Source organism: Amycolatopsis sp. NPDC051716 (assembly GCF_040681595.1).
Classification (GTDB): Bacteria; Actinomycetota; Actinomycetes; order Mycobacteriales; family Pseudonocardiaceae; genus Amycolatopsis.
Window position 1 is genome coordinate 96,054 of sequence record NZ_JBFAZA010000016.1, and the last position, 25,503, is coordinate 121,556.

Below are 25,503 nucleotides of genomic sequence, written 5' to 3' on the forward strand. Positions count from 1 at the left end.
CGCCGCACAGACGCGGCCGACCCACAACCGCCCGACCCACGGCCCGCGACCAGCCGGCACACCCCGCCCACTCACCGAACCGTTGACACGCCAGCCCCCGCCGCACAGACGCGGCCGACCCACAACCGCCCGACCCACGGCCCGCGACCAGCCGGCACACCCCGCCCACTCACCGAACCGTTGACACGCCAGCCGCCGTCGCGGAGACGTGCTCGAGCCGCGCCTGCCGGGTCCGCGGCCCGAACGCCGCCAGCACCAGCGCGCCGACGAGCCACGTTCCCGCGATGAAGAAGAACACACTCCGGTAGCCGCTGCCGTTGTACAGCCCGGCCACGATGAGCGGGCCCGCCGCGTTCGAGAGCCGGCCCAGGCCGTACGACACGCCGGTGCCCAGTGACCGGCCGCGCGTGTCGAACAGCTCCGGCGAATACGCGTACCCCAGCGCCGTGTAGCCGCGCTCGAACATGTTGACCAGGAAGCCGAACACCACGATCAGGACCGGGTTGAACGTCAGCCCGTAGAGCAGCCCGCACAGCGCGATCACCGTGCCGAACGCGACCAGGCACCACTTGCGCTCGAAGCGGTCGGTGACCAGGGCGGCCAGGTAAGAGCCCAGCGGTGCGCCGACCGTCGTGAGCGCCACGTAGAACACGGACTTCTCGATGCTGAAGCCCTCCTTGGCCAGCAGCGTCGGCGCCCAGCTCGAATAGCCGAAGAACCCGATCGTCTGCGTCACCCACAGCACGGTGAGCAGCAGCGTCGGCAGCAGGTACTTCTTGCGCAGCAACAGCCTCAGCGGCGCCTTCGCCACCGCGGCCTCCCCGGCCGGCGGCGCCGGCTCCGGCAGCGGGCCCTTTTCGGCCGCCACCTGGGCCTCGATCTCCCGCAGGACCGCGTCGGCCTTCGCGTGCTCGCCGCGGCTTTCGTACCAGCGGGGCGACTCCTTGAGCCGCCGGGTGAACAGCACCAGCAGGACCCCGAGCGCGCCCCACAGGTAGACCAGCCGCCACGCCCAGTCGCCGAGCGGGACCACGACGCTGGCGATCAGGTTGGTCACCGGCGTGCCGCAGATGCCGATCACGATCGCGTAAGCCTGGTACTTGCCCCGGTTCGCCGCGGGGTACAGCTCGTTGACGTAGATCACCGCGACCACGGTCATCGCGGACAGGCCCGCCGAGGTCAGGACCCGGAACACGCCGAGTGACACGATGTCCCACGAGAACACCGCCGCGAACGAGAAGACGCCGAACCAGACGGTCGTCAGCACGAGCGCGTTCTTCCGGCCCCAGCGGTCGGCGATCGTGCTCGCGATGACCGAGCCGAAGAACATGCCGACGAACGACAGCGAAGTCACGTACGCGACCTGGTTGACCGTGACGCCCCAGAGCTTGATCAGCTTGGGCGCGGTGGTGGCGAAGCTGTTGATGTCGGCGAACTCGAAGAAGTAGGCGAACGAGACGGCGAACAGGGTGACCTTGTGGAACCGGGAAATCGGCAGGCGGTTCAGCCGGTTGAGCGCGTTGGCGTGCTGCATTGCATGCCCTTCGGGGGTTCAGGCGGTTTCGCCGGGCCAGTAGAGGCGCATCGGGTTGTCGACGAGCAGCTGCCGCTGCCGTCCGGGGGTGTCCGCGAGGTGGCGGACGTGGTCGACGAGCAGGCCGTCGTCGGGCATGTGGTGCTTCAGGTTCGGGTGCGGCCAGTCGGTGCCCCACAGCACCCGGTCCGGGAACTCCTCGACGACGCGGCGGGCGAACGGCACGACGTCGGCGTAGGCGTGGCGTTCGCCCGCCAGTGCCGGGGGCCCGGTCACGGTGAGCCGCTCGGGGCAGCTCACCTTCACCCAGACGTCGTGGGTCCCGGCGAAGTCGAGGAACCGGCGGAATTCCGGGCCGTCCACCGGCTGGGTCACGTCGGGGCGGCCCAGGTGGTCGATCACCAGCGGCGCCGGCAAGCCGCCGAAGAAGGTTTCCAGCTCGGGCAGGTCGGCGGCCTCGAAGTAGAGCACGATGTGCCAGCCGAGCGGGGCGATCTTCTTCGCGATCGCGCTCAGGTCTTCGCGGGGCGAGGCGTCGCCCAGCCGCTTGACGAAGTTGAACCGCACCCCCCGCACCCCCGCCGCGTGCAGCTCCCGCAGTTCGGCGGCACGGACGTCGGGCCGGACGGTCGCGACCCCGCGCGCCCGGCCGCCCGACGCCCGGACGGCGTCGACCATCGCGGAGTTGTCCGCGCCGTGGCAGGTGGCCTGCACGATGACGTTCCGGGTGACGCCGAGGTGGTCGCGCAGGGCGAACAGGGCGTCCTTGCCCGCGTCGCACGGCGTGTACTTGCGCCCGGGCGCGAAGGGGAATCGCGCTTGTGGGCCGAACACGTGGCAGTGGGCGTCCACCGCCCCGGGTGGCAGCCGGAAGTCCGGTGTGGACGGTTCGGGGCACCAGTCCAGCCAGCCGGGCGTCTTGGACGCGGTCACCGGCCCTGCCCCTTCAGGAGGGCGTCCAGCCGCGGGTAGACGGCGCGGGCGTTGTGCTCCCGGATGGCCGCCCAGTCCTCTTCGGACAGAGCGGCGGCTTCGGCGTACCGGCGGGTGTCGTCGAAGTGGTGCCCGGTCCGCGGGTCGACGCTGCGGACCGCGCCGATCATCTCCGACGCGAAGAGGATGTTGCGCGCCGGGATGACGTCGAAGAGCAGGTCCGAGCCCGGCTGGTGGTAGACGCAGGTGTCGAAGAAGACGTTGTTCAGCACGTGCTCCGCCAGCTGCGGCTTGCCCAGCGCCATGGCCAGGCCGCGGAACCGGCCCCAGTGGTAGGGCACCGCGCCGCCGCCGTGCGGGATGATCAGCCGCAGCGTGGGGAAGTCGGTGAACAGGTCGCCCTGCACGAGCTGCATGAACGCGGTCGTGTCGGCGTTGAGGTAGTGCGCGCCGGTGGTGTGGAAGGCGGGGTTGACGCTGGTGCTGACGTGCACCATGGCCGGGACGTCGTACTCCACCATCTTCTCGTAGACGGGGTACCACGACCGGTCGGTGAGCGGCGGGGCCGTCCAGTGGCCGCCACTCGGGTCCGGGTTGAGGTTGAGCGCCACGGCGCCGTACTCCTCGACGCAGCGGGTCAGCTCCGGGAGGCAGGTCGCGGGGTCGACGCCCGGGGACTGCGGCAGCATCGCGGCCGGGACGAACCGCTCCGGGTAGAGCGTGCTGACGCGGTGGCAGAGCTCGTTGCAGATCGCCGCCCACGCCGCCGACGTCTCGAACCCGCCGACGTGGTGGGCCATGAAGGAGGCGCGGGGCGAGAAGACCGTCAGGTCGATGCCGCGTTCGTCCATCAGCCGCAGCTGGTTCGGCTCGATCGTCTCGCGCAGTTCGTCGTCGCTGATCCGCGGGCCGGCCGCGGCCGGCGGGGCGCCGGAGCCGTCCAGCGCGGCGATCTGCCGCTCGCGCCACGCCGCGAGGGCGGGCGGGGCGGTGGTGTAGTGGCCGTGGCAGTCGATGATCAAGGTGGGTCCTCGTCGCTTCGGGTCTCGATACCGGCACCCTAATCGTCGATGAGATTGTTAACAATATCTACGACGAAACTCGTCGGTTCGGGTATCTCGGGTGAGCAGAGGGGCATCACGCGTGATTGGCGGGGCATCACGCGTGATCGGAGGGACGACACGCGGGAGCGGACCTAGACTCTGGCGCATGGGTGCCCGTTCCCGCCGAAGCGCCGGCAACCTGCCGGCCGAGCTGACCAGCTTCGTCGGCCGGCGCCACGAGCTCGGGGAAGCGAAACGGCTGCTGGCCACGGCCCGGCTGGTCACGCTGACCGGGGCCGGCGGTGTCGGCAAGACGCGGCTGGCGCTGCGGGTCGCCGCCGACGTGCGGCGGGCGTTCCCGGACGGCGTGTGGCTGGTCGAGCTGGCCGACGTGGGTGATCCGCACCTGGTGCCGAACACCGTGGCGACCGCGTTCGGCCTGCGCGGCACGAGCGACCAGGCCGCCGGGCTCGCCGAGTACCTCGAGGACAAGCAGCTGCTGCTGGTGCTGGACAACTGCGAGCACGTCGCCGACGAGTGCGCGACGCTGGTCGCGAAACTGCTCGCGGTCTCCGGCGGGCTCCGGGTCCTCGCCACCAGCCGGCACACGCTGCACGTGGAGGGCGAGCACCTGCTGCACGTCGAGCCGCTGCCCGTCCCCGGCGACGAGGACACCGGCGGCGGCCCGGTCGAAGCGGTCACGCTGTTCGCCGATCGGGCGGCCGCCGTCTCGCCCGGCTTCGAGCTCACCCCGGACAACCGCGGGACGGTGCGCCGGATCTGCCGCCGGCTGGAGGGCATCCCGCTGGCCATCGAGCTGGCCGCCGTCCGCGTCCGCGTGCTGGCGGTCGACCAGGTCCTCGAACGGCTCGACGACCGGCTCGGCCTGCTCACTTCGCGGCCCGCCGCCGTGCAGCCCCGCCGCCGGACCCTGGAAGCGGCGATCGATTGGAGCTTCGAGCTGTGCACCCCCGCGGAACAGCGGCTGTGGGCGCAGGCCTCGGTGTTCCCCGGCGGATTCGACCTCGACGCCGCCGAGCACGTCTGCTCCCCTGCCGCGGACGGCGGCGGCAGCGCGCTGGACGTCGTGACCGGCCTGGTGGACAAATCGGTCCTCAGCCGCCAGAACGGCACCTTCGGGCGGCACGCCTGGTACCGGATGCTGGAGACCGTCCGCGAATACGGGGCCGCCCGGCTGGCCACCGGCGGCGGCGAGGCCGGCGTGCGGGCCCGGCTGGCCGGGTACTACGCGGACCTCGCGCGGCGCTACCGGGCCGAGGGGTTCGGCCCGCGGCAGTCGGAGTGGCTCGGCCGGCTCCGCCGCGAGCACGCCAACCTCCGGGCCGTGCTGGAACACTGCCTGTCGGGCCCCGGGCAGGCGAGCCAGGCGCTGGACATCGCCGCGTCGCTGTGGAACTTCTGGTACGGCGGCGGTCTCGTGCCGGAGGGCTGCGGGTACCTGCGGCGCGGCCTCGAACTGTGCGGGGAGCGCACGCTGGTCCGGGCCCGGGGGTTGTACGCGATGGCGTTCCTCGCGATCCAGACCGGCGCGCCGCACGCGGCACTCCTGGCGGAACTCGACGAGCTCGCCGGAGAGCTCGGCGACGAACGGCTCCGGGCGGGCCACGCCGAGTGCGCCGGCATGGCCACGTTCTTCACCGGCGACCTGGCCGGCGGCGCCGGGCTGCTGGAGCGGGCGCTGGCCGGGTACCGCACGGCCGGGGACGCGCTGCTGGTGTTCGACACGCTGATCCTGCTGGCCGCGGCGCGCTTCTTCCTCGGCGATCCGCGGGGTGCGGCCGCCGCGGAGGAGGCGCTCGCCCTGACCGACCGGCACGAGGCGCGCTGGTCCCGCGGCTACGCGTTGTGGGCGGTCGCGATCCACCGCTGGCGCGCCGGCGAGCCCCGGCAGGCCGCCGATCTGCTGCACGAAGCCGTCGCTCTGCGGCTGCCCGACCGGACGCTGCTCGCGTTCCTCATCGAGGCGCTCGCGTGGTGCCACTCCGCCGAAGGCGAGCACGACCGGGCGGCGCGGCTGCTCGGCGGCGCGGACGCGGTCTGGCGGCTCAGCGGCGCCCGCGTCGGCGAGATGAGTCCCTACCAGGGCGTCGACGAGCAGTGCGCCGCGCCGGCCCGCACGGCGCTCGGGCACGACGCCTTCGACACGGCGTTCGCCGAGGCGGCCGGTTTCGGCCTCGACGAGGTGGTCCGGTACGCGCTGCGGGAGCGGCCCGCCACGCGGGTGGCGGGCAAGGCGGCCGAGCCCGGCGGGCTGACCCGGCGCCAGCGGGAGATCGCCGAGCTGGTGGCGCGCGGGATGAGCAACAAGGAGATCGCGGCCGCGCTGGTCCTCAGCGGACGGACCGTGGAAGGGCACGTCGAGAACATCCTGGTGAAGCTCGGTCTCACCTCGCGCACCCAGGTGGCTTCGTGGCTGGTGGGGCAGCCCGGGCAACCCGCGTAGCCATCCGGGTAGTTTCCCCGGTCCGCTCGGCGTCCCCTGTGGACGATCCTCTTCCTCGCGACCACCCACCGCCCGGAGGAGGACGAGGTGTCCATCGATTCGGCGCCGCAGACCTGTCCCCGGTGCCGGCGGCCCACGGTCCTGATGTCCCACGCCTGGGGCCGGCAATGGGTGCACGTCGGTACTTGGCGCCCACAGTGCGGCAATCCGCCCTGGACGGTCCATTCGGCACCCAGCCGGACACCGGCCGCCGGATAGGCCATTCCGGACCAGCCGGGCGCGCGGCGCCACCTCGCGGCGCCCGGCAGAGCGTGGTGGGGCCGTGCCTTCCCCTCCCCCCAAGTCGGCACGGCCCCACCACGCTCGCTCCGCCCCGGATCAGCCGAGGCGCTGGCGCCGGATCAGCTGCCGGGTGATCACCGTGCGCTGGATTTCGTTGGTGCCCTCGCCGACGATCATCAGCGGCGCGTCGCGGAAGTACCGTTCGACGTCGAACTCCGTGGAATAGCCGTAGCCCCCGTGGACGCGGACCGCGTTCAGCGCGATTTCCATCGCCGTCTCGGACGCGAAGAGCTTCGCCATGCCCGCCTCGAGGTCCGCGCGCTCACCGGAGTCGTAGCGGCGGGCGGCGTGGTGCACCAGCTGGCGGGCCGCCTCCAGCTTGGTGGCCATGTCGGCGAGGAGGTTGCCGACCGACTGGTGCTGCCAGATCGGCTTGCCGAACGTCTCGCGTTCCTGGGCGTACCGCAGCGAATCCGCCAGCGCGGCCCGGCCGACGCCGAGGGCGCGGGCGGCCACCTGGATGCGGCCGATCTCCAGCCCGCGCATCATCTGCGCGAACCCCCGGCCCTCTTCCCCGCCCAGCAGCGCACCGGCCGGCACCCGGAAGTCCGAAAAGGACAGCTCACAGCTTTCGACGCCTTTGTACCCCAGCTTCGGAAGGTCGCGCGAGACGTCGAAGCCCGCGCCCTTCTCGGCCAGGAGGATGCTGATGCCCGCGTGCGCGGGGTCGGCGTGCGGGTCGGTCTTGCACAGCAGGGCGACCAGCTGCGAGCGGCGGGCGTTGGTGATCCAGGTCTTCACGCCGTCGACCACGTAGGACTCCCCGTCGCGGCGGGCGGTGGTGCGCAGGGCCTGCAGGTCGGACCCGCCGCCGGGCTCGGTCAGCGCCATCGTCGCGCGGATCTCGCCGGTGGCCATCCGCGGCAGGTAGCGCTCCTGCTGCTCGCGGGTGCCGTGGGTGGCGATCAGCTTCACGACGACGGTGTGGCCGCCCATCGCGCCGGCGAGGCTCATCCACCCGCACGCCAGTTGCTCGGTGACCTCGGCGTAGCACCGGGCCGAAACCGGCGTGCCGCCCCAGGCTTCGGGGACGGCGAGCCCGAAGACGCCGAGCTCCTTCATCCGTTCGATGAGCGCTTCCGGATAGGTGTCGGTGTGCTCCAGTTCCCGCACCACCGGGCGGACGTCGTGGTCGACGAAGTCCCGCACCACCGCGACGATCGCGGCCTCCTCTTCGGTCAGCCCGTCCATCCGCTGTCCTCTCGCTCGGCTCGCGCCTCCATCATGACCCTCTTTTCCATCAAATCCACTTGATGTATTGTCCGGGGATGGCCTCCGAGCCGCCCGTGTTCGTCCGCCTCGCCGCCCACCCGCTGCGGTGGTCGCTGCTGACCGCGCTCGCCGGCGGCGACCTGCGGGTCCGGGAGCTGGTGGAGCGCGTCGGCGAGCCGCAGAACCTGGTCTCGTACCACCTGCGGCTGCTGCGGGACGGCGGGCTCGTCACGGCCACCCGCAGCAGCTTCGACGGCCGGGACAGCTACTACCACCTCGATCTCGACCGCTGCGCGGGCGCGCTCGCCGAGACCGGCGCGGCCCTGCATCCCAGCCTGGATCCCACCCCGCATCCCGCGCTGCGCCCGGAAGTCCCGCCGCCGCCGGGGCGGGTCTCGGTGCTGTTCCTCTGCACCGGCAACAGCGCCCGGTCCCCGATCGCCGAAGCCCTGCTGAGACGGCGGTCCGCCGGGGAGGTGACGGTGACCAGCGCGGGCAGCCACCCGAAGGCCGCCCTGCACCCCGGCGCGATCCGGGCGCTCGGGGAGTTCGGCATCGACGTCGGCGGCCGGCGGCCGCGGCACCTGGACGCGGTCGCCGGGCAGCGGTTCGACCACGTCATCACGGTGTGCGACAAGGTCCGCGAGGTCTGCCCCGAGTTCCCGCACCGCCCGCGGCGCCGCCACTGGAGCATCCCCGAGCCGGGCTCCTTTTCGGAGACGGCCGCGGAACTCGACACGCGCGTCCGGCACCTGCTGCCGGAACTCGTTGCCCCACGGAAGAAAGAGGTCCGGCCATGAGCGAACAGCTCGCCGGCGTCCGGTACGTCGTCGACGACGTCCCGGCGGCCATCGACTTCTACACGACCCACTTGGGCTTCACGGTGCGGATGAGCGCGGCGCCCGCCTTCGCGGACGTCGTCCGCGGTCCGCTGCGGCTGCTGCTCTCCGGCCCGGCGAGCTCGGGCGCCCGCGCCACCCCCGCGGAGTCCGCCGCCGCCGGCCGGAACCGCATCCACCTGATCGTCGCGGACCTCGACGCGGAGATCGCCCGGCTGACCGGCGCCGGAGTGGCGTTCCGCACCGAAGTGGTGTCCGGCCCCGGCGGCCGCCAGATCCTCCTGACCGATCCGGCCGGAAACCTCGTGGAGCTGTTCCAGCCCGCGCACTAGGCTGCGGCCGTGCCGGAAACACGCCTCGACCTCGCCCGGATCCGGGCGGCCCGCGAGGTGATCGATCCGGTCTTCCTGGACACGCCGCTGTACCGCTGCGAGGCGCTGGAACCGGTGCTCGGCTGTGCGGTGAGCATCAAGCTCGAGACGGCGAATCCGGTGCGGAGCTTCAAGGGCCGCGGCACCGAAGTGGTCGCGAGCGGGCTCGCGGGAGCGGTGGTGTGCGCCAGCGCGGGCAACCTCGGCCAGGCCCTCGCGTGGTCCGGGCGCGGCCGGGGGCTCGACGTCACCGTCGTCGCGTCCCGGCACGCGACGGCGGCCAAGCTCGACCGCATCCGCGCGCTGGGCGCCCGGCTCGAACTGGTGGACGGGGACCACGAACTGGCCCGCGAGCGCGCGGCGGCCATCGCCCGCCGCGACGGCATCCGGCTGGTCGAAGACAGCCTGGACCTCGAAACCTGCGAGGGCGCGGCGACCATCGGCCTGGAACTGGCGGGCGCCGGGTCCTCGTTCGACGCGGTCCTGCTCGCCCTCGGCGGCGGGGCTCTCGCGACCGGCGTGGGGCACGTGGTGCGGTCCCTGGCGCCCGGCACCGAGGTGCTCGGCATCCAGCCGGCGGGCGCTCCGGCGATGACGCGCTCTTGGCACGCCCGGCGCGTCGTCACCACCGGCCCGACGAACACGATCGCCGACGGCGTCGCCGGGCGGCGGCCGATCCCGGAGGTCCTGGCCGACCTCCTCGTCGTCGCGCACGACGCCGTTCTCGTCTCGGAGGCGTCGATCATCGCCGGGATGCGGCTGCTCTTCGAGCACGCCGGGTTGGTGGTCGAACCCTCGGCCGCGCTGGGTATCGCGGCGATCCTCGAAGACCGGGACCGGTTCGCCGGCCGGCACGTGGTGACCGTCGTGTGCGGGGGCAACGTGGACCTGAGCGCCTACCGCGACTGGGTTCGCTGACGACCCCGAAATTACCAAAGGTAAGTTTTTCCGCCTCCTTGACTTTACCAATGGTCAGGGAGGAAGGTACTGGCCACCTGATTCGTCTAGACCAATCGGCGCTCCCCGCGGTACGGCATCCCCAGGAGGAGACCCATGTCCCGCACCAGCATCCGGACCACCACCGCAGCCCTGACGAGCCTCGCCACCGCGGCCACGGCCGCCCTCGTCCTCTCCGGCGGGGCCGCCGCCAGCCCGGCGTCCGCCGCCGGCTGCGGTGTGCTCTTCGACGACTTCCACTACGCCTCACCCACCGACGGCGCCTTCGGCAGCGCCGGGTGGACCACGCGCAACGACGTCGGCAGCCCCGGGGTGCCGGGCGCGCGCTGGCTCACGAGCAACATCAGCTTCCCGGCCGTGAACGGCGAGCGCGTCGCCCAGCTCACCGCCACCACCGACGGCAGCGCCGCCGGCACGACCCACGCGGAGCTGTACCAGAACCAGCTGCGGTTCTTCGAAGGCACGTACGCCAGCCGCGTCCGCTTCACCGACGCGCCGGACAGCGGCCCCGACGGCGACCACGTCAACGAAACCTACTTCACGATTTCCCCGCTGCGGTACGACCGCGACCCGCTCTACAGCGAACTGGACTTCTCGGAGTACCTGCCCAACGGCGGCTGGGGCGGCTCGACCGCGAACTACCAGACCAGCTGGTACACCTACTGGAACAACCCCACGTGGGACGGCCTGCGCACGTCCACCGCGCAGAACCGCAGCTTCGCCGGCTGGCACGACGTCGTCACGCAGGTCTCCGGCGGGCACGTGAAGTACTACATCGACGGCGTGCTCACCGCGGACCACACCACCGACGCGCAGGGCGACCCGGTGTACCCGCGCACGCCGATGTCGATCAACTACAACATGTGGTTCATCGACACCGCCGGCCACACGAGCGGCACCAGCGCCTACACCGAACAGGTCGACTGGACCTACTACGCGGGCAACCAGGTCGTCTCCCCGGCCGACGCCGTCGCGCAGGCCGGGCAGTACCGCTCCGCCGGAACGTCCCATGTGGACAGCGTCAATGGCTGCACCACACCGACCACCCCGCCGGCGACCACGCCCACCACGCCGACGACCCCCACCACGCCGACCCAGCCCGCGAACTGTTCGTCGGCAGCGGAATGGGACTGGGGCACCGTGTACCTGGAGGGCCAGCGAGTGAAGCACAACGCCCACCTCTGGCAGGCGAACTGGTGGACGCAGGGTTCGGAGCCCGGCCTCACCGCCCAGTGGCGCGACCTCGGCCACTGCTGAGAACTCAGGAGCTCCCCGTGCGCAGAAGCATCCTCGCCGCCGTACTGGCCGTCGCCGCCGCGACCGCCACCGCCTGCGGCACCGACACCCCCGCTCCCGCCGCCCGCGGCGGCGCGCTGACCGTCTGGCTGATGAACGGCGACCTCAGCGACAAGGCCGCCGCGGCGATCGGCGCCGCGTTCGAGAAGGCCACCGGCGCCAAGGTCACCGTGCAGATCCAGGAATGGGACAACATCAACACGAAGATCAGCACCGCGCTGGCCCAGGACAGCACGCCGGACGTCATCGAAATCGGCAACACCGACGTCCCGCTGTTCGCCGCCAACGGCGCGCTGACCGACCTCACCCCGCACCACGGCGAGCTCGCCGCGGGCCAGACCTGGCTGCCCGGCCTGGCCGGACCGGCCACTGTGGACGGACACCTCTACGGCGCGCCGCTGTTCGCCGGCAACCGCGCGGTGATCTACGACAAGCAGGTCTGGGCCGACGCCGGTGTCACCGACCCGCCGAAGACCCTGCCGGAGCTCACCGCCGCCCTGGACAAGATCAAGGCGAAGCACCCGGCGCCGGACTACTCGGCCTTCCACTTCCCCGGCCGGTACTGGTTCGGCGCGCTGCAGTTCGTCTGGGACGCCGGCGGGCAGCTGGCCACGCAGAAGGACGGGAAGTGGACCGGCGCGCTGGAAAGCCCCGAAGCGCTCAAGGGGCTGCAGGCGTGGAAGGACTTCCAGAACGCCTACTCCTCCCCCGCGTCCCGCAACGTCGACACCAAGGCCCCGGACCAGGCCGCGATCTTCTCCGCCGGCGGGGCCGCGGCCATCCTCGACACGAGCGTCAACACCGTGCTCAAGAACAAGCCGGAGCTGAAGGACCGGCTGGGCACCTTCCCGTTCCCGAGCGGCACGCCCGGGAAGACGCAGCCGGTGTTCCTCGGCGGCTCGGACCTCGTCGTCGCCGCCAAGAGCCGCAACCAGGACCTCGCGCTGGCCTACCTGAAAGCGGCGACGGACCCGGCCGTGCAGCGTGACGCCATCGCCGGCATCGACGGCTGGACACCGATCTCGACCGAGCTGATCGACCGGATCACGCCGGCGCTGCCGCCGATCAACGTCGCGTTCGCCACCGCGGCGAAGACCAGCGTCGCCACGCCGGCCGCCCCCGGCTGGGCGACCATCGAGAGCGACAAGTCCATCAACACGTTCTTCGCCGACATCGCCACCGGACGCCGGCCGATCGCCGACGCGGCCCGGGAGTTCGACGCCCACCTGACCGAGGCGCTGGGCGCCCGCTGACCGGCGGGGTGGCCCGGCCGACCGCCGTCCCCGCCGGGCCACCCCGCCCCTGTTCCGCGAAGGAGTCCCCGTGCTGCTCGAGAAGGCACCCACCCGGGAAAGAGCGGTGGCGCCCCGCCGCCGTTCCCTGCTGCCCTACGGCCTGCTCCTGCCCGCGGCCGCGCTGCTCGGGCTGGTGCTCGGCTACCCGCTCGTCCGGCTGGTCGTCATTTCGCTGCAGGACTACGGGCTGCGGTCGCTGTTCACCGGCACGACCCGCTTCGCCGGCTGGGACAACTACGCCGGCGTCCTCGCCGACCCCGAACTGGTCGGAGTTCTCGGGCGCAGCCTCGGGTTCTGCGGCGCACTGGTGGCCGGCACGCTGGTGATCGCGTCCGGCGTCGCGCTGCTGCTGCGCGGCCTGGGCCGCCGGATGCGCACGGCGGTCACCCTCTGCCTGATCGCGGCGTGGGCCCTGCCGAACGTGGCGTCCACCCTGGTCTGGCAGTGGCTCTTCCAGCCCGGCTACGGCGTGGTGAACTGGCTGCTGACCCGGCTCGGGTTCGGGGACCTCACCCAGCACGACTGGACCACGACCCCGGCGTCGGCGTTCACCCTCGTCTGGCTGCTGGTCGTGTGGCAGTCGGTCCCGTTCGCCGCGCTCACCCTGCACGCCGGCCTCTCGCAGATCCCACGCTCCTACTACGAAGCCGCGGCACTCGACGGCGCCGGGCCGTGGCGGGTGCACCGCACGATCACCGTCCCCTTCCTGCAGCCGATCCTCGGCCTGGTCACCATCCTCTCGATCATCTGGGACTTCACCGTGTTCAACCAGATCTGGATCCTCACCCAGGGCGGCCCGGGCGGCGGCACCACGACGCTCGGCATCTGGACCTTCACGCGTGCCTTCAGCCGCAACGACTTCGGCCAGGGCGCGGCGATCGCCGTCGTCTCGGTGGTGCTGCTGGTCGGCCTGACCGCCGTGTACGTGCGGCGGCTCGTCCGGTCCGGGGAGGACCTGTGATCCGGCGGTTCGGCCGCAACGCGATCGCGGCGGTTTTCTGCCTCGTGTGGATCTTCCCGGTCTACTGGATGGTGCTCACGGCGTTCAAGCCGGCGGGCAAGATCCTCCAGCCGACGCCGGAGTTCCTGCCCGTCGACGTCACCCTGGCCAACTTCGCCGGCGCGCTGGCCAAGCCCGGGTTCGTCCAGGACCTCGCCAACAGCGTCGTGGTCGTCGTCGCGGTCGTCCTGCTGTCCATTGTGGTCGCCTTCCTGGCCGCGACGGCGTTGACGCGCTTCCGGTTCTTCGGGCGCCGCGGCTTCCTCGTCGGCGTGCTGGTGCTGCAGATGGTGCCGGTGCCCGCGCTGGTCATCCCGCTGTTCCTCGGCCTCAAGAGCGCGCACCTGCTCGACACGCTGCCCGGGCTGATCCTGACCTACGTGGCGCTCGTGCTGCCGTTCACGATCTGGACGCTGCGCGGTTTCCTGCACGGCATCCCGGTCGAACTGGAGGAGGCGGCGATGGTCGACGGCGCGACGCGCGGGCGGGTCATGCGTTCGGTCCTGCTGCCGCTCGTGCTGCCCGGGCTGATCGCGACCAGCGTGTTCGCCTTCATCACCGCGTGGAACGACTTCCTCTTCGCCTACGTGATCATGAAGGACAGCTCGGGCTACACGCTGCCGGTCTGGCTGGTTTCGTTCAGCACCAGCACGGGCACCGACTACGGCGGCCTCATCGCCGCATCGACGCTGTTCGCGCTGCCCGTCGTCATCTTCTTCGCGCTCGTGCAGCGCCACCTGGTCGAAGGCATGACCGCGGGCGCGGTGAAGGGCTGATGCTCATCCCCCGCCCCGCGCGGCTGACCCGCCGCGCCGGTTCCTGCGTGCCCACCGGGATCCTCGCGGGTCCCGGCACCCACGGCCCGGCCCGGCTGCTCGCCGCGTACACCGGGCTCCCGCTGGTCCCCGACGGGCCCGCCATCCGGCTGGCGCGGAAGCCGGGGCTCGGGCCGGAGGAATACACCCTGGAGGTCACCCCCGGCCGCGCGCTGCTCACCGCGTCGACGGACGCGGGCCTGCTCGCCGGGGTGCAGACGATCCGCCAGCTGCACCCGCGGTTGCCGTGCCTGACGATCCGCGACGCGCCCCGCCTGCCGTGGCGCGGCGTGCTGCTCGACGTCGCCCGGCACTTCATGCCGCTTTCGTTCCTGCGCGAGTTCGTCGACCTCCTGGCCCTGCACAAGTTCAACGTCCTGCACCTGCACCTCACCGACGACCAGGGCTGGCGGATCGAGATCGGCGGCCGGCCCCGGCTCACCGAGGTCGGAGCCTGGCGGGCCGAATCGATGGTCGGGCCCGCGGGCAGCGGCGTCTTCGACGGCGTCCCGCACGGCGGCTTCTACACCCAGCGGGAGCTGCGCGACCTGGTCGCCTTCGCCGCCGAACGCGGCGTGCGGATCGTGCCGGAGATCGACCTGCCCGGGCACGTGCGCGCGGCGCTGGCCGCCTACCCTTCGCTGGGCAACCGGCCTTCGGTGGCGCTGCCGGTGTGGACGGAATGGGGCATCAGCCCGGACATCCTCGGCGTCCACGACGAAGCCTTCGCCTTCTGCCGGGACGTCCTCACGCAGGTCGCCGGCGTGTTCCCGGCGCCGTACCTGCACATCGGCGGCGACGAATGCCCGACCACGCAGTGGGAGACCAGCCCGGACGCGCAGGCCACCGCGGCGGGCCTCGGGGTGCGCCCCGCCGAACTCCACCCGTGGTTCCTCGGCCGGCTGCACGGCATCGTCGCGAAGCTGGGCCGCCGGGCCGTGTGCTGGGACGAGACCGGCCACGCCGCGGGAGGGCTGCCCGCGGACCTGATCGTCACCGCGTGGCGCGACCCGGCCCACGGCGCGCTCGCCGTCGCCCGCGGCCACCAGGTGGTCATGGCACCGCACACGTCGACGTACTTCGACTACCGGCAGAGCGAGGACCCCGGCGAGCCGCCGCGTGAGCCCGTGACGACGCTCGAGGACGTCTACCGCTTCGATCCCCTGGCGGGCGGGCTGCCGGTCAGCGACGGGACGACGCCCGGCGTGCTCGGCACCCAGGCCCAGCTGTGGACCGAGCACGCACCGACGCCCGAGCACGTGCGGCACCTGGCGTTCCCGCGGCTGTGCGCCCTGGCCGAGCGGGCGTGGTCGCCGCCGAGCCGCGGTTATGCTGATTTCCGCCAGCGCCTGGCCGGCCACCTCGACCGGCTGCGCGCGCTGGGTGCCCTGCCGAAGCAGCGCGTCCGGTTCGCCGGCGCGCTCGGAGTATCCGGGAAGACGGTGCCTTGACCGCTGTGCCATCCGGGGATGCGCCCCAGGCCGGGGGCTCCACCGCCCGGAGCCGCCGGAACGAAGCCGTGACAGCCGAGACTTCGCCCCGGGCCAGAGGCTCCGCCATCCGGAATCCCCGAACAGAAGCCGGGCCATCCGGAGCCTCGCCCCAAGGCGGGGGCTCCGCCACCCGGAGCCCCCGAAACGAAGCCGGGCCATCCGCGGCTCCGCCCCGAGCCGGCGACCCGCCGCCCACCGTGAAGCGCGACCGCGTCCGGCGGCACCTGCTGAAGGTGATCGAGAACGCCGGCCCCGGCACCGGGCTCGCCTCCGAACGGGACCTGGCCGCGGAGCTGGGCGTCTCGCGCCCGACCGTCCGGGCCGCCATCGACGAGCTGACCCGCACCGGGCTGCTGGTGCGCCAGCGCGGCCGGGGCACGTTCACCAGCCCGCACAAGGTCACCCAGGAACTGGCGACCGGGCTCGCGGTGCCGCCGGCGGAAGGCCACTGGACCAGCCGGGTGGTCGCGTTCGCGGTCTCCCCCGCCCCGCGGTCCCTGGCCGGGGAGCTGGAACTCGAGCCGGGCGCGCCGGTGCTGCGCGTCACCCGCGTCCGGTACGTCGACGACGAACCGATCGCGATCGAAGGCCTGGCGCTGCCCGCTTCCCTGGTCCCCGGCCTGCGCCCGGCCGACCTGGAGGCGGGCAACTTCTACCGGCTGCTGCGGGAACGCTTCGGCATCGCCGTGCAGGACGCGGTGCAGACGATCGAGCCGGCGGTCACCGACCCCGGCCAGGCCGAGCTCCTCGAAATCGCGGTGTACGCCCCGATCCTGCACATCGAACGGCTCACCCGGGACACCACGGGCCGGATAGTCGAGCTGACCCGCTCGGTCTACCGCGGCGACCGTTACCGCATCACGTCGAAACTCCGCTTCGACGCCGAATCCGGTTAATAAATCTTCGACCCGCAGGAAAACGCGGTTTCTTAGCCCACCCTCGTTACCCGAACGAGTGAACGCCGGACGGCGTTCGGGTGACAACCACGCCGAAACTCCCTCGTCACGGCAGGTGCCCACCACGGCATACGGCCCAGCAATTGCGCTGTTCGCATCGCTTTTTCGGCGCCCGGGTGAGAGTGCTTCAACCGCACTGCCGAAGCGGCATAGGATTTTCCTTCGGCCAGGAAAACGTTTCCTGACGCATTTCACCCCTTTCCGGAATCGAGGACCAACCATGCGAAGACGCATGCTGGGGGCGGTCCTGCCCCTGGCGCTCGCGACGGCCGTCGTCGTCCCACTGCCCGCGGCCGCCGACCCCGCCCCGGCGGTCTCGGCGCTGACGAAGTCCGTGCAGGGCACCGGTTCCCCGGCCGCCCACGGCGCGACCGCGAACTGGGTCGTCGGCTACGAAGACCACGCGACCACGACCGGCGCCGCCACCATCACCGACGCCGTCGGCGCCGGCCAGGCCTACCAGTCCGGCTCGCTGCACGTCCCGCCCGGCTGGACGCCGGAGTGGTCCACCGACGGCAGCACGTTCACCGGCGCCGAACCCGGGTCCGGTGTCGCCGCCGTCCGCGCGTCGAACCCGGCCGTCGGGCCCGACGCGACCCAGCTGACCGGCGCCCTCACCCCGCCCGTGCAGGCGGTCACCACCGCGACCGGCGGCGACGGCTTCTCGCCGATCCTGTACCGCACGCCGAGCGGCTCGCTGCAGGCCTGGAACATCTACCACCACCTGGGGGCCACGTCGCCGAAGGTGGTCTGCACCGAGCTCGCCACCGGCACGCGGTGCCCGGGCGGCCCGTGGCCGAAGGTGCTCAACACCGCGCCCGGCCCGCTCGGCACGCTGGGGGCCGGGGACATCGCCACCACCATGGTCGAGCAGTACGTCCGCGACCCCGCGGCGCCCGCGAAGGTCTACTACCCCGCCGTGACGGCGGCTTCCGTCGGCGTCGCCTGCCTCGACATGGCCGCCTCGGCCAACTGCGGGTACTGGTCGCTGGCCGCCATCGGCGGATCGCCCGCGGTGACCGGCATCACCGGGTTCGTGGAAACCGGCGGCAACGTGTACGGGCTGGTCAGCAGCGGCGCGGTGACCTGCTGGACCATCGCGACGCAGAGCGCCTGCGGCGGCCAGCCGTACGCGCCGATCGCGCCGCCCATCAGCGGCAACTCGTACGTCTACGGCGCGCTGGACGTCGTGGCGGGCAAGGTGTTCGCGTCGTCGTCGAACCCCGGCACGGCACAGGTGCCGTCGCTGGGCTGTTTCGACCCGGCGACGGCCACGGCCTGCGCCGGCTGGGCGTCCTGGCGGCCGACCGGACCGGCGGGCAACTTCACCTACAACGCCTACACGGCGTTCGGCACGACGGGTGCCCCGGTGGGGGTGTGCTCGTCGACGACCGGCGGCACCAACGTCACGACGTGCTACGCCCTCGACGGCTCGGCGCTGCCCGCGCCGCCGGGTGCGGCCGCGCTGCCGAACGGGACGTACGTGTTCAACCCGGAGGTCGTCACCGACCCGAGCGGCCACGTGCGCAGCTACCTCCCGGTCTGGAACGGCGGCATCGCGGGCGCGGCGGTGTGCCACGACTGGACGACGGGGGCGGCGTGCGCGGGGCTGCCCGCGCGGATCACCCACCCCTCGGTGAACGGGGGCGCCACGCGGGATTACGGCTACGCCTACGACCCGCCGTCGGGCTGCCTGATCGGCCTCGGCGACGCGGGCGTGCTGTTCTCGATGGACCCGATCACCGGGGCCACGCCGTGTGTCCGCTCCGGTGGGCAGGTGACCCTGCGGCCGGGTGACTTCTACTGTGACGGCGGAAGTCACGTCCAGGGCTACACGTCCGCGCGGCTGACGGGTGTCGACCCGGCGAACGTCGACTTCGCGGCGTCGCGGGTGACGGTCGTCGACCAGGACGGTGCGGTGGTGCCGACCCCGGGCTTCGCCCCGGACGGCTCGGTCGACCTCACCGGCGTCTCGGTGGCGGCACACCCGTCGATCACCGTGACGACAACCCTGGTGCTGCACAGCGCGGCGGGCTTCAGCGGTTCGCTGGTGGTCGACTTCGCGGGCGACGCACCCCAGGTGTGCTTCCGCACGACGATCTCGGCGGACTGCACGGTGACGTCGGTGGCGAACACGGCGACGGGCACGGATTCGACGGGTTCGTTCAGCTCCAACACGGTGACGCTCCCGGTCGCTCCCGGCGCGTCGTGCACCCCGAAGGTGACCGTGGAGAAGGAGATCTGCACGGCGATCCACCCGGCCCAGTGCGGCCCGGGCGGCGCCGGTCCGTGGGCGAAACAGGCCCCGGTGGGCCTGCTCGGGGTGCTCGCGGCGTCGGCGTACTGGCGGATCACGGTGACGAACCAGGGTCCGGTGGGGATCACGTCCGCGCAGGTCGTGGACACCGTGGAGCCGACCTGCCAGACGGGGCCGTTCGCACTGGCGGCGGGCCAGACGAAGCAGGTGTACTGCGCCACGTACGCGCTGCTGAACCTGTTCCCGATCACCAACAAGGCGAAGGTGACCTACGTACCGGTGAACGTCCCGCCGGGGACACCTCCGTCCACGACGGACTGGTCGTCGGCCAAGGCCTGCTCGCTGCTGTGCAGCCTGTGAGGAGGTGAGATGCCGGCCCGCGGACGTTCTCCGCGGGCCGGCTCACACCGTGACGGCGTCTTCCACGACGGTCTCGGCGGTCTCCGCCGGGACCGCCGGCGCCATCAGGACCGCGCACAGCGGCACGGCCATCGCGATCGCCGCCAGCACGAAGACCGGGAACAGGAAGGAGAACACCTCCGCGCCCGCCGGGTCCGGGGCGTTCGGGTCCATCGTCATCCGGACCGCCGCCATGCCCGTGTAGTGCATGCCCGTCACCGCCGCGCCCATCACGAAGCCGGCCAGCAGCCGCAGCGAAAGGCGGTCGAGGAAGACCGCGAACCACAGCGCGGCGGTCGCCGCCACCACCGCGATCACCACCGAGAGGGCCACCAGGCCACCGTCGTAGCCGAAGTCGCCCTTCACCCGCAGCGCCGACATCCCCGTGTAGTGCATGACATTCACCGCCAAGCCGGTGATGACACCGCCGAGGGCCAGGCGCCACCAGCCGAACTTCGCGCGGCCGCCCACCACCACGAGCCCCGCGAACACCGCCGCCACCGACAGGATCGCCGACAGGACCGTGCGGAAGATGTCGTAGCGGACCGGCATGCCCGGGGTGCTGAAGCCGAGCATGGCCACGAAGTGCATCAGCCAGATGCCGACGCCGCCGATCGAAACGGCGGCCAGCACCAGCCACCGCACGCGGTGGCGGGGATCGGCGGCGTGGCGGGCTTGGACCGCGCACGCCAGCCCGAGCGCGCAGCCGACCACCGACGTCAGGTACGCGAGCACGAGCAGCCAGTGCCCCAGCGCGAAATGCTCCATGGCGAAGTCCTCTCTACAGGTCGCGCAGCCCGTGCAGCACGCGTTCCATCAGGTCGTGGCGCTCGTCCCAGGTGGCCGTGTCCGACAGCGTGTCGCGGACGATCACCAGGTAGTCCTGCATCAGGTCCGACACGAGCACGCGGACCACGCCGAGCGGCAGGGCCAGCAGCGCGGCGATCTCCATCAGCGACCGCGGCCGGACGCACAGCTCGAGGACCTCCGCCAGCGCGCTCGACGTCTGGTAGACGGCCTCGGCCCGGCCGTCGGCGGTGGTCTCGACCAGGGCTTCGACGGCGATTTCGACGGCCGGGGCGGTCCGGCCTTCGGTCCACGCGTAGGGGCGGGCCAGCGCCGGGCTGCGGCGCGGCTCGTCCCCGGGCGGATCGTCGGTCACCGGTGGTCCTGGGCCACCGGTATCTCGCGCGCGGGCACGTCGACCTTCTGCCCCACCCGCTCGACCAGCATCGTCATCTCGTAGCCGACCAGCCCGATGTCGCAGCCGGTCGAGGCGAGCACGACGAGGTTCGAGCCGTCGCCGACGCTCATCAGCAGCAGGAACCCCTGCTCCATCTCGATCACCGACTGCACGACGCGGCCGGCGGTGAACAGCTCGGCGGTGCCGAGGGACAGGCTGGACAGGCCGGCCGCGATGGCCGCGAGCTGGTCGCCGCGTTCCCGGGGCAGGGTGTCGTCGGCCGCCACGAGCAGGCCGTCGGCGGAGACGAGCACGGCGTGCGCGACCCCCGAGACGTCCTGGACGAACCCGTGGACCAGCCAGTTCAGCGTCGCGGACCGTTCGGGCGGCGCGGGGAGCGTCCCGCTGAGGGAGCGGGCCGCCTGCTGGGTGGCGGAGCGCCGGGGGTGCAGTTCCGTCATCGCGGATCCACTTCGTCCTTTCCGGATTGTTCGGCACGCGCGGCGCTTTCCATCCGGGCGGCGCGCATGCCTTGGTAGTGCCGCGAAAGACTGCTGCGCACGGCGGCGGCGTCGCGGAAGGTCCCGCCGGCCTGTTCGCGCGCGCGAGGAACGACGGCGCCGGGAGCGAGCTGCGCCCCGGGCCGCCGGGTGGGCAGGCCGGCATCGGTGAGGTTCCGCGCGGCGGGCGGCTTGAGAGCGCTTTCGGCGGCTTGCCGCGTGCGATCGGCCGGGGTGTCCCAATCGCCGACGGGGGCTGGCGCGGGACGGAAGGTGGGATCGGCGGCGTGGGGATCGGCGGCATGGGTTTCGGCTCGGCTGGGCCGGCTCGCCGCTTCGGCGAAAGAGGTCTGCTCGGCCGGAGCGGCTCGGTGGGCCGCGGGAGTCTCGGCCCGGCTCGCCCACCCTGCTTCGGCTGGGGCGATCCGGTCCGCCGGAACGGCTCCATGTGCGGCGGAAGCCTCTGCGCGGCCCACCTCGGCTGAAGCGATCCGATCCCCCGGCTCCGCCGAAACCACTCCCTGCGGCGCGGAGGTCTCGGCATGGCTCGCCCACCCAGCCTCCGCCGGGGCGATCCGGTCCACCGGCTCGGCAGGAGCGGCTCGGAGCGCCGCGGAAGTTTCCGCGCGGCCCGCCTCGACCGAAGCGATCTCGTCCACCGAGCCCACCGAATCCGCCGGATCCGCTCCCCGCGCCGCGGAAGTCTCGGCACGGCTCGCCCACCCAGCCTCGACCGAAGCGATCCGGTCGGCCGCGGATTCCGCCGTGGCCACCGGGTCCGCCGGTGCCCGGTGGGCGGCGGGACGCTCGGCCGCGGCGTTCTCCTCCGGCTCCGCGTCCGCCGGCCGCTCCCCCGCCGCCGGCCACCGGATCGGTTCCTTTGCTCCGTTGCGGCGGACCACCGGTTTGGCCGGCGGCTCGGTGAACCAGCTCGTCACCACCTGCTCGAAGATCGGCGTCGAAGCCTGGGCCGGCACCTCCGGGGCCACCGGCGGCCGCGGGTGGCCGTTGCGGCCCGCCGGTCCGCGCCGGCCCGCGCCGATCGGGCGGGCCAGGTCCGCCAGGACCAGTGCGCCCGGGACGTGGACGCTCGCCGTCACCCCCGCGTGGCGGCCCGCCGCTCCCGTGGCCCGCAAGCGCACCGTCACGCCGTGCAGGGCCGCCAGCCTGCCGACCACGAACAGGCCCATCCGTCGGGTCGTCTCCGGGCCGACCGTGCCGGCCGCCGCCAGCCGGGCGTTGACCGTCGCCAGCTCCTCCGGGGTCATGCCCAGCCCCTGGTCGACCACCTCGATGAGCAGCCCGCCGTCGGCGCCGCGGTCGGCCGTCAGCGCCACCTTGTGCTCCGGCGGCGAAAAGCGCGTCGCGTTCTCCAGCAGCTCGGCGAGGATGTGCACCACGTCCGCCGCCGCCTCGGGCTGGACCGAACTGCGCGGCGCGTTGCCCAGCGCCACCCGGCGGTAGTCCTTGACCTCCGACGTCGCCGCGCGCAGAAGATCACGCGTCGGCACCGGTTCGCGGCCGTGGCGGACCGGGCGCCCGCCCGCCAGGACGTGCAGGTTCTCGCCGTTGCGGCGCAGCCGGGTCGCGATGTGGTCGATGCGGAACAGCTCGTCGAGCCGGCGCGGGTTGTCCTCGCCCGCCTCGAGGTCTTCGATGATCGACAGCTGCTGCTCGACCAGCGACTGGCTCCGCCGCGACAGCGTCATGAACATCTCGCTGACCTGCTTGCGCAGCTCGGCCTGCTCGACTGCGAGCCGGACCGCCTGGCGGTGCATGTCGTCGAACGCGCGCGCCAGCTGCCCGATCTCCTCGTCGGTCCGGACCCCGCTGCCGGGCACCGCGCGCCAGTCGACGTCGTGCCCCTCGCGGATCTTCCGGACCGTCTCCGGGAGCTGCTCGTTCGCCGCGCGAAGGGCCTCCGCGCGCAGCCGGCGCACCGGCGTGACCAGCGAGCGCACCACCAGCAGCGCGATCGCGAGCGCGCCGAGCAGCGAACCGAGCACCAGGGCCGCGTCGCGCAGCGAATCCGCGCGGGCCCGGTCGGCCGCGGCCGAGACGTCGCCCGCCAGCTTTGCCGCGACGTCGTCCAGCACGGCCGTCACGCCGGTCGTCTCCGCGGTGATCGAGGGTGCGAACGACGCGAGCGGCGCATTGTTCCCGCTCTCCTGCAGGGCGTCGAGGCGGGCCTCGGCGGAACTCGTCGCCGCCTTGAACCGGGCCAGGAGGTCCCCGGAGAGCTGGTGCTCGGCCTGCTCGCCGAGCACCTCCTGCTCGGCCGCGGTCTGCACGACGGCCGGGCGCAGCGAAGCGTCGTCCGGGCTGTTCCGGGCCGCCCGCGCGTAGGTCTCTTCGGTGGCCAGCTCGGCCCGCAGGTGCACCAGCAGCCGGGCGGTTTCGGCGCCGGCCGCGGTTTCGGCACCGGCGTCGGCCGGAACGAAGGCGGGTACGAGGTCACCGAGGGTGGCGATGATGTCGTTGTAGCCGGCGGCTTTCGTGCGGACGTCGCCCCCGCCGGCGCCGGCCGCACGGATCCCGGCGAGCTTGCCCAGCGCGGTGTTCAGCGCCCGGCCGGTGTCGCCCGGCAGCGGCGCGAAACCGGCGTCGCGCTGGACCGCGGCCACCTTCGCGTCGACGGCCGCGGTCAACGTGTCCGGCGCGCCCGCCGGAACCGCGACCGCGGCCACCATTTCCTCGCCCAGCGAGGCGGTCAGGTCGATCGTGTCGTGCAGCACCGGCAGCCGGTCGCGGGCCGCGCTGAGCGCGGTCGCCCGGTCGAGTTCGCCCTGGATCCGGACTTCCGCGAGCGCCACCGCCACCAGGACCGGCAGCAGCAGGACGACGCTGATCTTGGTGCGGACGCTCCAGTGCGCCGGCCACCACGCGGCGTCCGCCGGGCGGCGGGGCGTGGATCTGCTTTCGTGCATGGCGGAATCGCTCGATTCCCAGCCGCGGGTACGGCCGATGTCGAACTCGGACAGGACGAGGAGCCCCAGGGAAGACGTGGCGTTGATCGAGCCGATCAGCAGAAGACATCACCCGCTGCGTGCTTGTCAACCCTGCCCGGCGGCGTTTCGGAACGCCGAGATCTAATTATTTCCCCGTCTCACGGATTGTGTTCCGGCGGTCGCTGCTTGCACACTGTTCAAGGGTGTTCGCGCAGCTCCGAGCCCACCGAGGCGGCAAAACGGGACGCGGCTTCGCACTGGCGGCAGAATTACCCACAGGAACGGGTGGGGCGAATTCCGGCATTGTTCGGACGGTGTGTTATTAATTCCCCGTGACCGATGTGGACGAAGGCGGCAAGCGGGTCGGCTGGGTCGAGCTGTACTTCGACCTGGTCTTCGTGTTCGCGGTGGGACAGGTGGCGCACGGCATCGTCGCGGACCCGCACTGGGCGCGCGCGGCCGCGGCGCTCGGCCTGTTCGCGACGCTCTGGTGGACGTGGATCGGCTTCGCCGTGCTGTACAACCGCCGCGGCGACGACAGCCGCGTCGCCGACCGGCTGTTCGTGCTCGCCGGCACGATCCCCTGCGGGATCGCCGCGACGCAGGCGCACCACGTCTTCGAAGGGCACCCGGCGATCTTCGCCGCGGCGATGGCCGGGGTCCGCCTGATCCTGGCGGCCGCGCACCGGTGGCCGCGCGACGGGATCGACCAGCGGCGGATCAGCGTGGGCTACACGGTTTCGGCGGTCCTGTTCGGCGTCTCGGCCGTCATCCCGCACTCGTGGGCGCTGTGGGCGGTCGCGCTCCTGCAGGAAGCCGGGTTCCTGCTGCTCGGCGACCGTCACGGACGGCAGCGCGGCGAGCGGCCCACGCGCGAAGCCCGGTGGCGGCTCATGCTGGCGCCGCCGCGCGACCCGAACCTGGCGATCGACTCGGCGCACCTCGCCGAGCGGTTCGGGCTGTTCATGATCCTGCTGCTCGGCGAGCTGGTGATCACGGTGGGCACGGCGGCGCTGGAGCGGCCGGCCGACGACCTCGGGTACTGGCTGGCCCTCGCCGGCGGGCTCGTCCTGGCGGGGGCGCTGTGGTGGGTGTACTTCTCCTCGGCGGTGGAGATCTACGAGCGCCTGCTCGGGTTCTCGGGCGGCAACCCGGCGCTGGCGTATTCGCTGTACGCGGGCGGGCACCTGATGCCGGCCTTCGCGCTGGTGCTGATGGCGGCCGGGGTGAATCTGTCCCTGCACGAGTCCCCGCCGAGCGCGGCGGTGTGGTTCACGACGGCGGGCTTGACGATGTACCTGGCCGGCACGAGGGTCTTCGCGGCGGGGTCGCACCGCTGGTACTTCGCGCTGGCCCGGGTGGCGGCCCTGGCGGTGACGGTCAACCTGGCGTTCCTGGACCGCGTGCTGCCGGCCCCGGCGGTGGTGCTGGTGATCGCGGTGTGGGCGGTGGGAACGGCCGCGGTGACGGCGGTGATCCGCCACCGGAGCCTCACCAGCCTCGGTGAAGACCCGGTGGCGTTCTTGCGGCAGGTCGCCGACCAGCACCGGCCCGGCGGGGACGACAAGGACAGCGAGTCCGGCGGCTGACGAAAGCAGGCGACCGGGGTGTCCCGCGGGTCGACGCACCGCGGGCGGGTGCCCCAGCTCGCCTCGCCGGGTTCGCC

20 protein-coding genes are annotated in these 25,503 nt (G+C 72.6%); 12 read left to right on the top strand and 8 right to left on the bottom strand.

Translation table 11 applies throughout. The features are described 5' to 3' along the window. Nucleotides 1-169: 169 nt before the first annotated feature. The 3 genes from AB0M30_RS23050 to AB0M30_RS23060 are packed head-to-tail and all read right to left on the bottom strand — an operon-like array spanning nucleotide 170 to nucleotide 3,489. A complete protein-coding gene (locus AB0M30_RS23050) occupies nucleotides 170-1,534 on the bottom strand; it encodes an MFS transporter (RefSeq protein ID WP_364586816.1) in 1,365 nt (454 codons plus the stop codon). 18 nt (nucleotides 1,535-1,552) lie between these two features. Beyond that, nucleotides 1,553-2,467, bottom strand: a complete 915-nt coding sequence (locus AB0M30_RS23055) for an amidohydrolase family protein (protein ID WP_364586819.1) — start codon at nucleotides 2,465-2,467, stop codon at nucleotides 1,553-1,555. Next, nucleotides 2,464-3,489, bottom strand: coding sequence for an amidohydrolase family protein (locus AB0M30_RS23060; protein ID WP_364586822.1), 1,026 nt, complete (start codon nucleotides 3,487-3,489; stop codon nucleotides 2,464-2,466). The genes AB0M30_RS23055 and AB0M30_RS23060 overlap by 4 nt, the downstream gene beginning before the upstream one ends. A 187-nt stretch (nucleotides 3,490-3,676) precedes the next feature. On the opposite strand from AB0M30_RS23060, the gene AB0M30_RS23065 reads away from it, so the two are divergent. Beyond that, nucleotides 3,677-5,974 (top strand): LuxR C-terminal-related transcriptional regulator, encoded by a 2,298-nt coding sequence (locus tag AB0M30_RS23065; RefSeq protein ID WP_364586825.1) that lies wholly within the window; start codon nucleotides 3,677-3,679, stop codon nucleotides 5,972-5,974. Between the two features lie 378 nt (nucleotides 5,975-6,352). Here AB0M30_RS23065 and AB0M30_RS23070 read toward each other — a convergent pair whose 3' ends face one another. Further along, nucleotides 6,353-7,507 (bottom strand): acyl-CoA dehydrogenase family protein, encoded by a 1,155-nt coding sequence (locus AB0M30_RS23070; protein ID WP_364586828.1) that lies wholly within the window; start codon nucleotides 7,505-7,507, stop codon nucleotides 6,353-6,355. A gap of 77 nt (nucleotides 7,508-7,584) precedes the next feature. Here AB0M30_RS23070 and AB0M30_RS23075 point away from each other — a divergent pair, with 77 nt between their 5' ends. The 10 genes from AB0M30_RS23075 (at nucleotide 7,585) to AB0M30_RS23120 (ending at nucleotide 19,167) form a co-directional block, all read left to right on the top strand. Beyond that, the gene (locus tag AB0M30_RS23075; RefSeq protein WP_364586831.1) at nucleotides 7,585-8,328 is read left to right on the top strand and encodes an ArsR family transcriptional regulator; all 744 of its coding nucleotides are present in this window, start codon (nucleotides 7,585-7,587) and stop codon (nucleotides 8,326-8,328) included. Then, a complete protein-coding gene (locus AB0M30_RS23080) occupies nucleotides 8,325-8,699 on the top strand; it encodes a VOC family protein (protein ID WP_364586834.1) in 375 nt (124 codons plus the stop codon). Before AB0M30_RS23075 ends, AB0M30_RS23080 begins: the two co-directional genes overlap by 4 nt. 9 nt (nucleotides 8,700-8,708) lie before the next feature. Next, nucleotides 8,709-9,656 carry a pyridoxal-phosphate dependent enzyme gene (locus tag AB0M30_RS23085; protein WP_364586837.1) on the top strand — a complete coding sequence of 316 codons (948 nt, stop codon included), beginning with the start codon at nucleotides 8,709-8,711 and terminating at the stop codon, nucleotides 9,654-9,656. Between the two features lie 135 nt (nucleotides 9,657-9,791). Continuing rightward, nucleotides 9,792-10,952: a carbohydrate-binding protein gene (locus tag AB0M30_RS23090; protein ID WP_364586840.1), complete on the top strand. Its 1,161-nt coding sequence runs from the start codon at nucleotides 9,792-9,794 to the stop codon at nucleotides 10,950-10,952. 17 nt (nucleotides 10,953-10,969) lie between these two features. Next, nucleotides 10,970-12,244: an extracellular solute-binding protein gene (locus tag AB0M30_RS23095; RefSeq protein WP_364586843.1), complete on the top strand. Its 1,275-nt coding sequence runs from the start codon at nucleotides 10,970-10,972 to the stop codon at nucleotides 12,242-12,244. A gap of 70 nt (nucleotides 12,245-12,314) precedes the next feature. Further along, nucleotides 12,315-13,247: a sugar ABC transporter permease gene (locus tag AB0M30_RS23100; protein WP_364586845.1), complete on the top strand. Its 933-nt coding sequence runs from the start codon at nucleotides 12,315-12,317 to the stop codon at nucleotides 13,245-13,247. Beyond that, entirely contained in the window at nucleotides 13,244-14,062 is an 819-nt protein-coding gene (locus AB0M30_RS23105; protein WP_364586848.1) for a carbohydrate ABC transporter permease, read from the top strand. The genes AB0M30_RS23100 and AB0M30_RS23105 overlap by 4 nt, the downstream gene beginning before the upstream one ends. Next, nucleotides 14,062-15,552, top strand: coding sequence for a beta-N-acetylhexosaminidase (locus AB0M30_RS23110; protein ID WP_364586851.1), 1,491 nt, complete (start codon nucleotides 14,062-14,064; stop codon nucleotides 15,550-15,552). Before AB0M30_RS23105 ends, AB0M30_RS23110 begins: the two co-directional genes overlap by 1 nt. Nucleotides 15,553-15,791: 239 nt before the next feature. Then, the gene (locus tag AB0M30_RS23115) at nucleotides 15,792-16,490 is read left to right on the top strand and encodes a GntR family transcriptional regulator (protein ID WP_364586854.1); all 699 of its coding nucleotides are present in this window, start codon (nucleotides 15,792-15,794) and stop codon (nucleotides 16,488-16,490) included. A 280-nt stretch (nucleotides 16,491-16,770) separates the two neighbouring features. After that, a complete protein-coding gene (locus AB0M30_RS23120; RefSeq protein WP_364586857.1) occupies nucleotides 16,771-19,167 on the top strand; it encodes a hypothetical protein in 2,397 nt (798 codons plus the stop codon). Between the two features lie 42 nt (nucleotides 19,168-19,209). Here AB0M30_RS23120 and AB0M30_RS23125 read toward each other — a convergent pair whose 3' ends face one another. From AB0M30_RS23125 to AB0M30_RS23140, 4 genes are read right to left on the bottom strand one after another with little or no spacing between them, the layout of a single operon-like run. Beyond that, entirely contained in the window at nucleotides 19,210-19,974 is a 765-nt protein-coding gene (locus tag AB0M30_RS23125) for an MHYT domain-containing protein (RefSeq protein WP_364586860.1), read from the bottom strand. Nucleotides 19,975-19,987: 13 nt separating this feature from the next. Continuing rightward, nucleotides 19,988-20,368, bottom strand: a complete 381-nt coding sequence (locus AB0M30_RS23130) for a DUF742 domain-containing protein (protein WP_364586863.1) — start codon at nucleotides 20,366-20,368, stop codon at nucleotides 19,988-19,990. Next, on the bottom strand, nucleotides 20,365-20,850 hold the full coding sequence (locus AB0M30_RS23135) for a roadblock/LC7 domain-containing protein (RefSeq protein WP_103335741.1): 486 nt from the start codon (nucleotides 20,848-20,850) through the stop codon (nucleotides 20,365-20,367). Before AB0M30_RS23135 ends, AB0M30_RS23130 begins: the two co-directional genes overlap by 4 nt. Beyond that, nucleotides 20,847-23,816, bottom strand: coding sequence for an ATP-binding protein (locus AB0M30_RS23140; protein ID WP_364586866.1), 2,970 nt, complete (start codon nucleotides 23,814-23,816; stop codon nucleotides 20,847-20,849). Before AB0M30_RS23140 ends, AB0M30_RS23135 begins: the two co-directional genes overlap by 4 nt. Nucleotides 23,817-24,169: 353 nt before the next feature. Here AB0M30_RS23140 and AB0M30_RS23145 point away from each other — a divergent pair, with 353 nt between their 5' ends. Then, on the top strand, nucleotides 24,170-25,426 hold the full coding sequence (locus AB0M30_RS23145; RefSeq protein ID WP_364586869.1) for a low temperature requirement protein A: 1,257 nt from the start codon (nucleotides 24,170-24,172) through the stop codon (nucleotides 25,424-25,426). Nucleotides 25,427-25,503: the final 77 nt, after the last annotated feature.

What these genes read in the sequence shown, in the direction of transcription:
- AB0M30_RS23050 (WP_364586816.1), bottom strand. Translation starts at nt 1,534, where the DNA reads ATGCAGCACGCCAACGCGCTCAACCGGCTGAACCGCCTGCCGATTTCC.
- AB0M30_RS23065 (WP_364586825.1), top strand. Translation starts at nt 3,677, where the DNA reads ATGGGTGCCCGTTCCCGCCGAAGCGCCGGCAACCTGCCGGCCGAGCTG.
- AB0M30_RS23070 (WP_364586828.1), bottom strand. Translation starts at nt 7,507, where the DNA reads ATGGACGGGCTGACCGAAGAGGAGGCCGCGATCGTCGCGGTGGTGCGG.
- AB0M30_RS23075 (WP_364586831.1), top strand. Translation starts at nt 7,585, where the DNA reads ATGGCCTCCGAGCCGCCCGTGTTCGTCCGCCTCGCCGCCCACCCGCTG.
- AB0M30_RS23080 (WP_364586834.1), top strand. Translation starts at nt 8,325, where the DNA reads ATGAGCGAACAGCTCGCCGGCGTCCGGTACGTCGTCGACGACGTCCCG.
- AB0M30_RS23090 (WP_364586840.1), top strand. Translation starts at nt 9,792, where the DNA reads ATGTCCCGCACCAGCATCCGGACCACCACCGCAGCCCTGACGAGCCTC.
- AB0M30_RS23110 (WP_364586851.1), top strand. Translation starts at nt 14,062, where the DNA reads ATGCTCATCCCCCGCCCCGCGCGGCTGACCCGCCGCGCCGGTTCCTGC.
- AB0M30_RS23120 (WP_364586857.1), top strand. Translation starts at nt 16,771, where the DNA reads ATGCGAAGACGCATGCTGGGGGCGGTCCTGCCCCTGGCGCTCGCGACG.
- AB0M30_RS23125 (WP_364586860.1), bottom strand. Translation starts at nt 19,974, where the DNA reads ATGGAGCATTTCGCGCTGGGGCACTGGCTGCTCGTGCTCGCGTACCTG.
- AB0M30_RS23135 (WP_103335741.1), bottom strand. Translation starts at nt 20,850, where the DNA reads ATGACGGAACTGCACCCCCGGCGCTCCGCCACCCAGCAGGCGGCCCGC.
- AB0M30_RS23140 (WP_364586866.1), bottom strand. Translation starts at nt 23,816, where the DNA reads ATGCACGAAAGCAGATCCACGCCCCGCCGCCCGGCGGACGCCGCGTGG.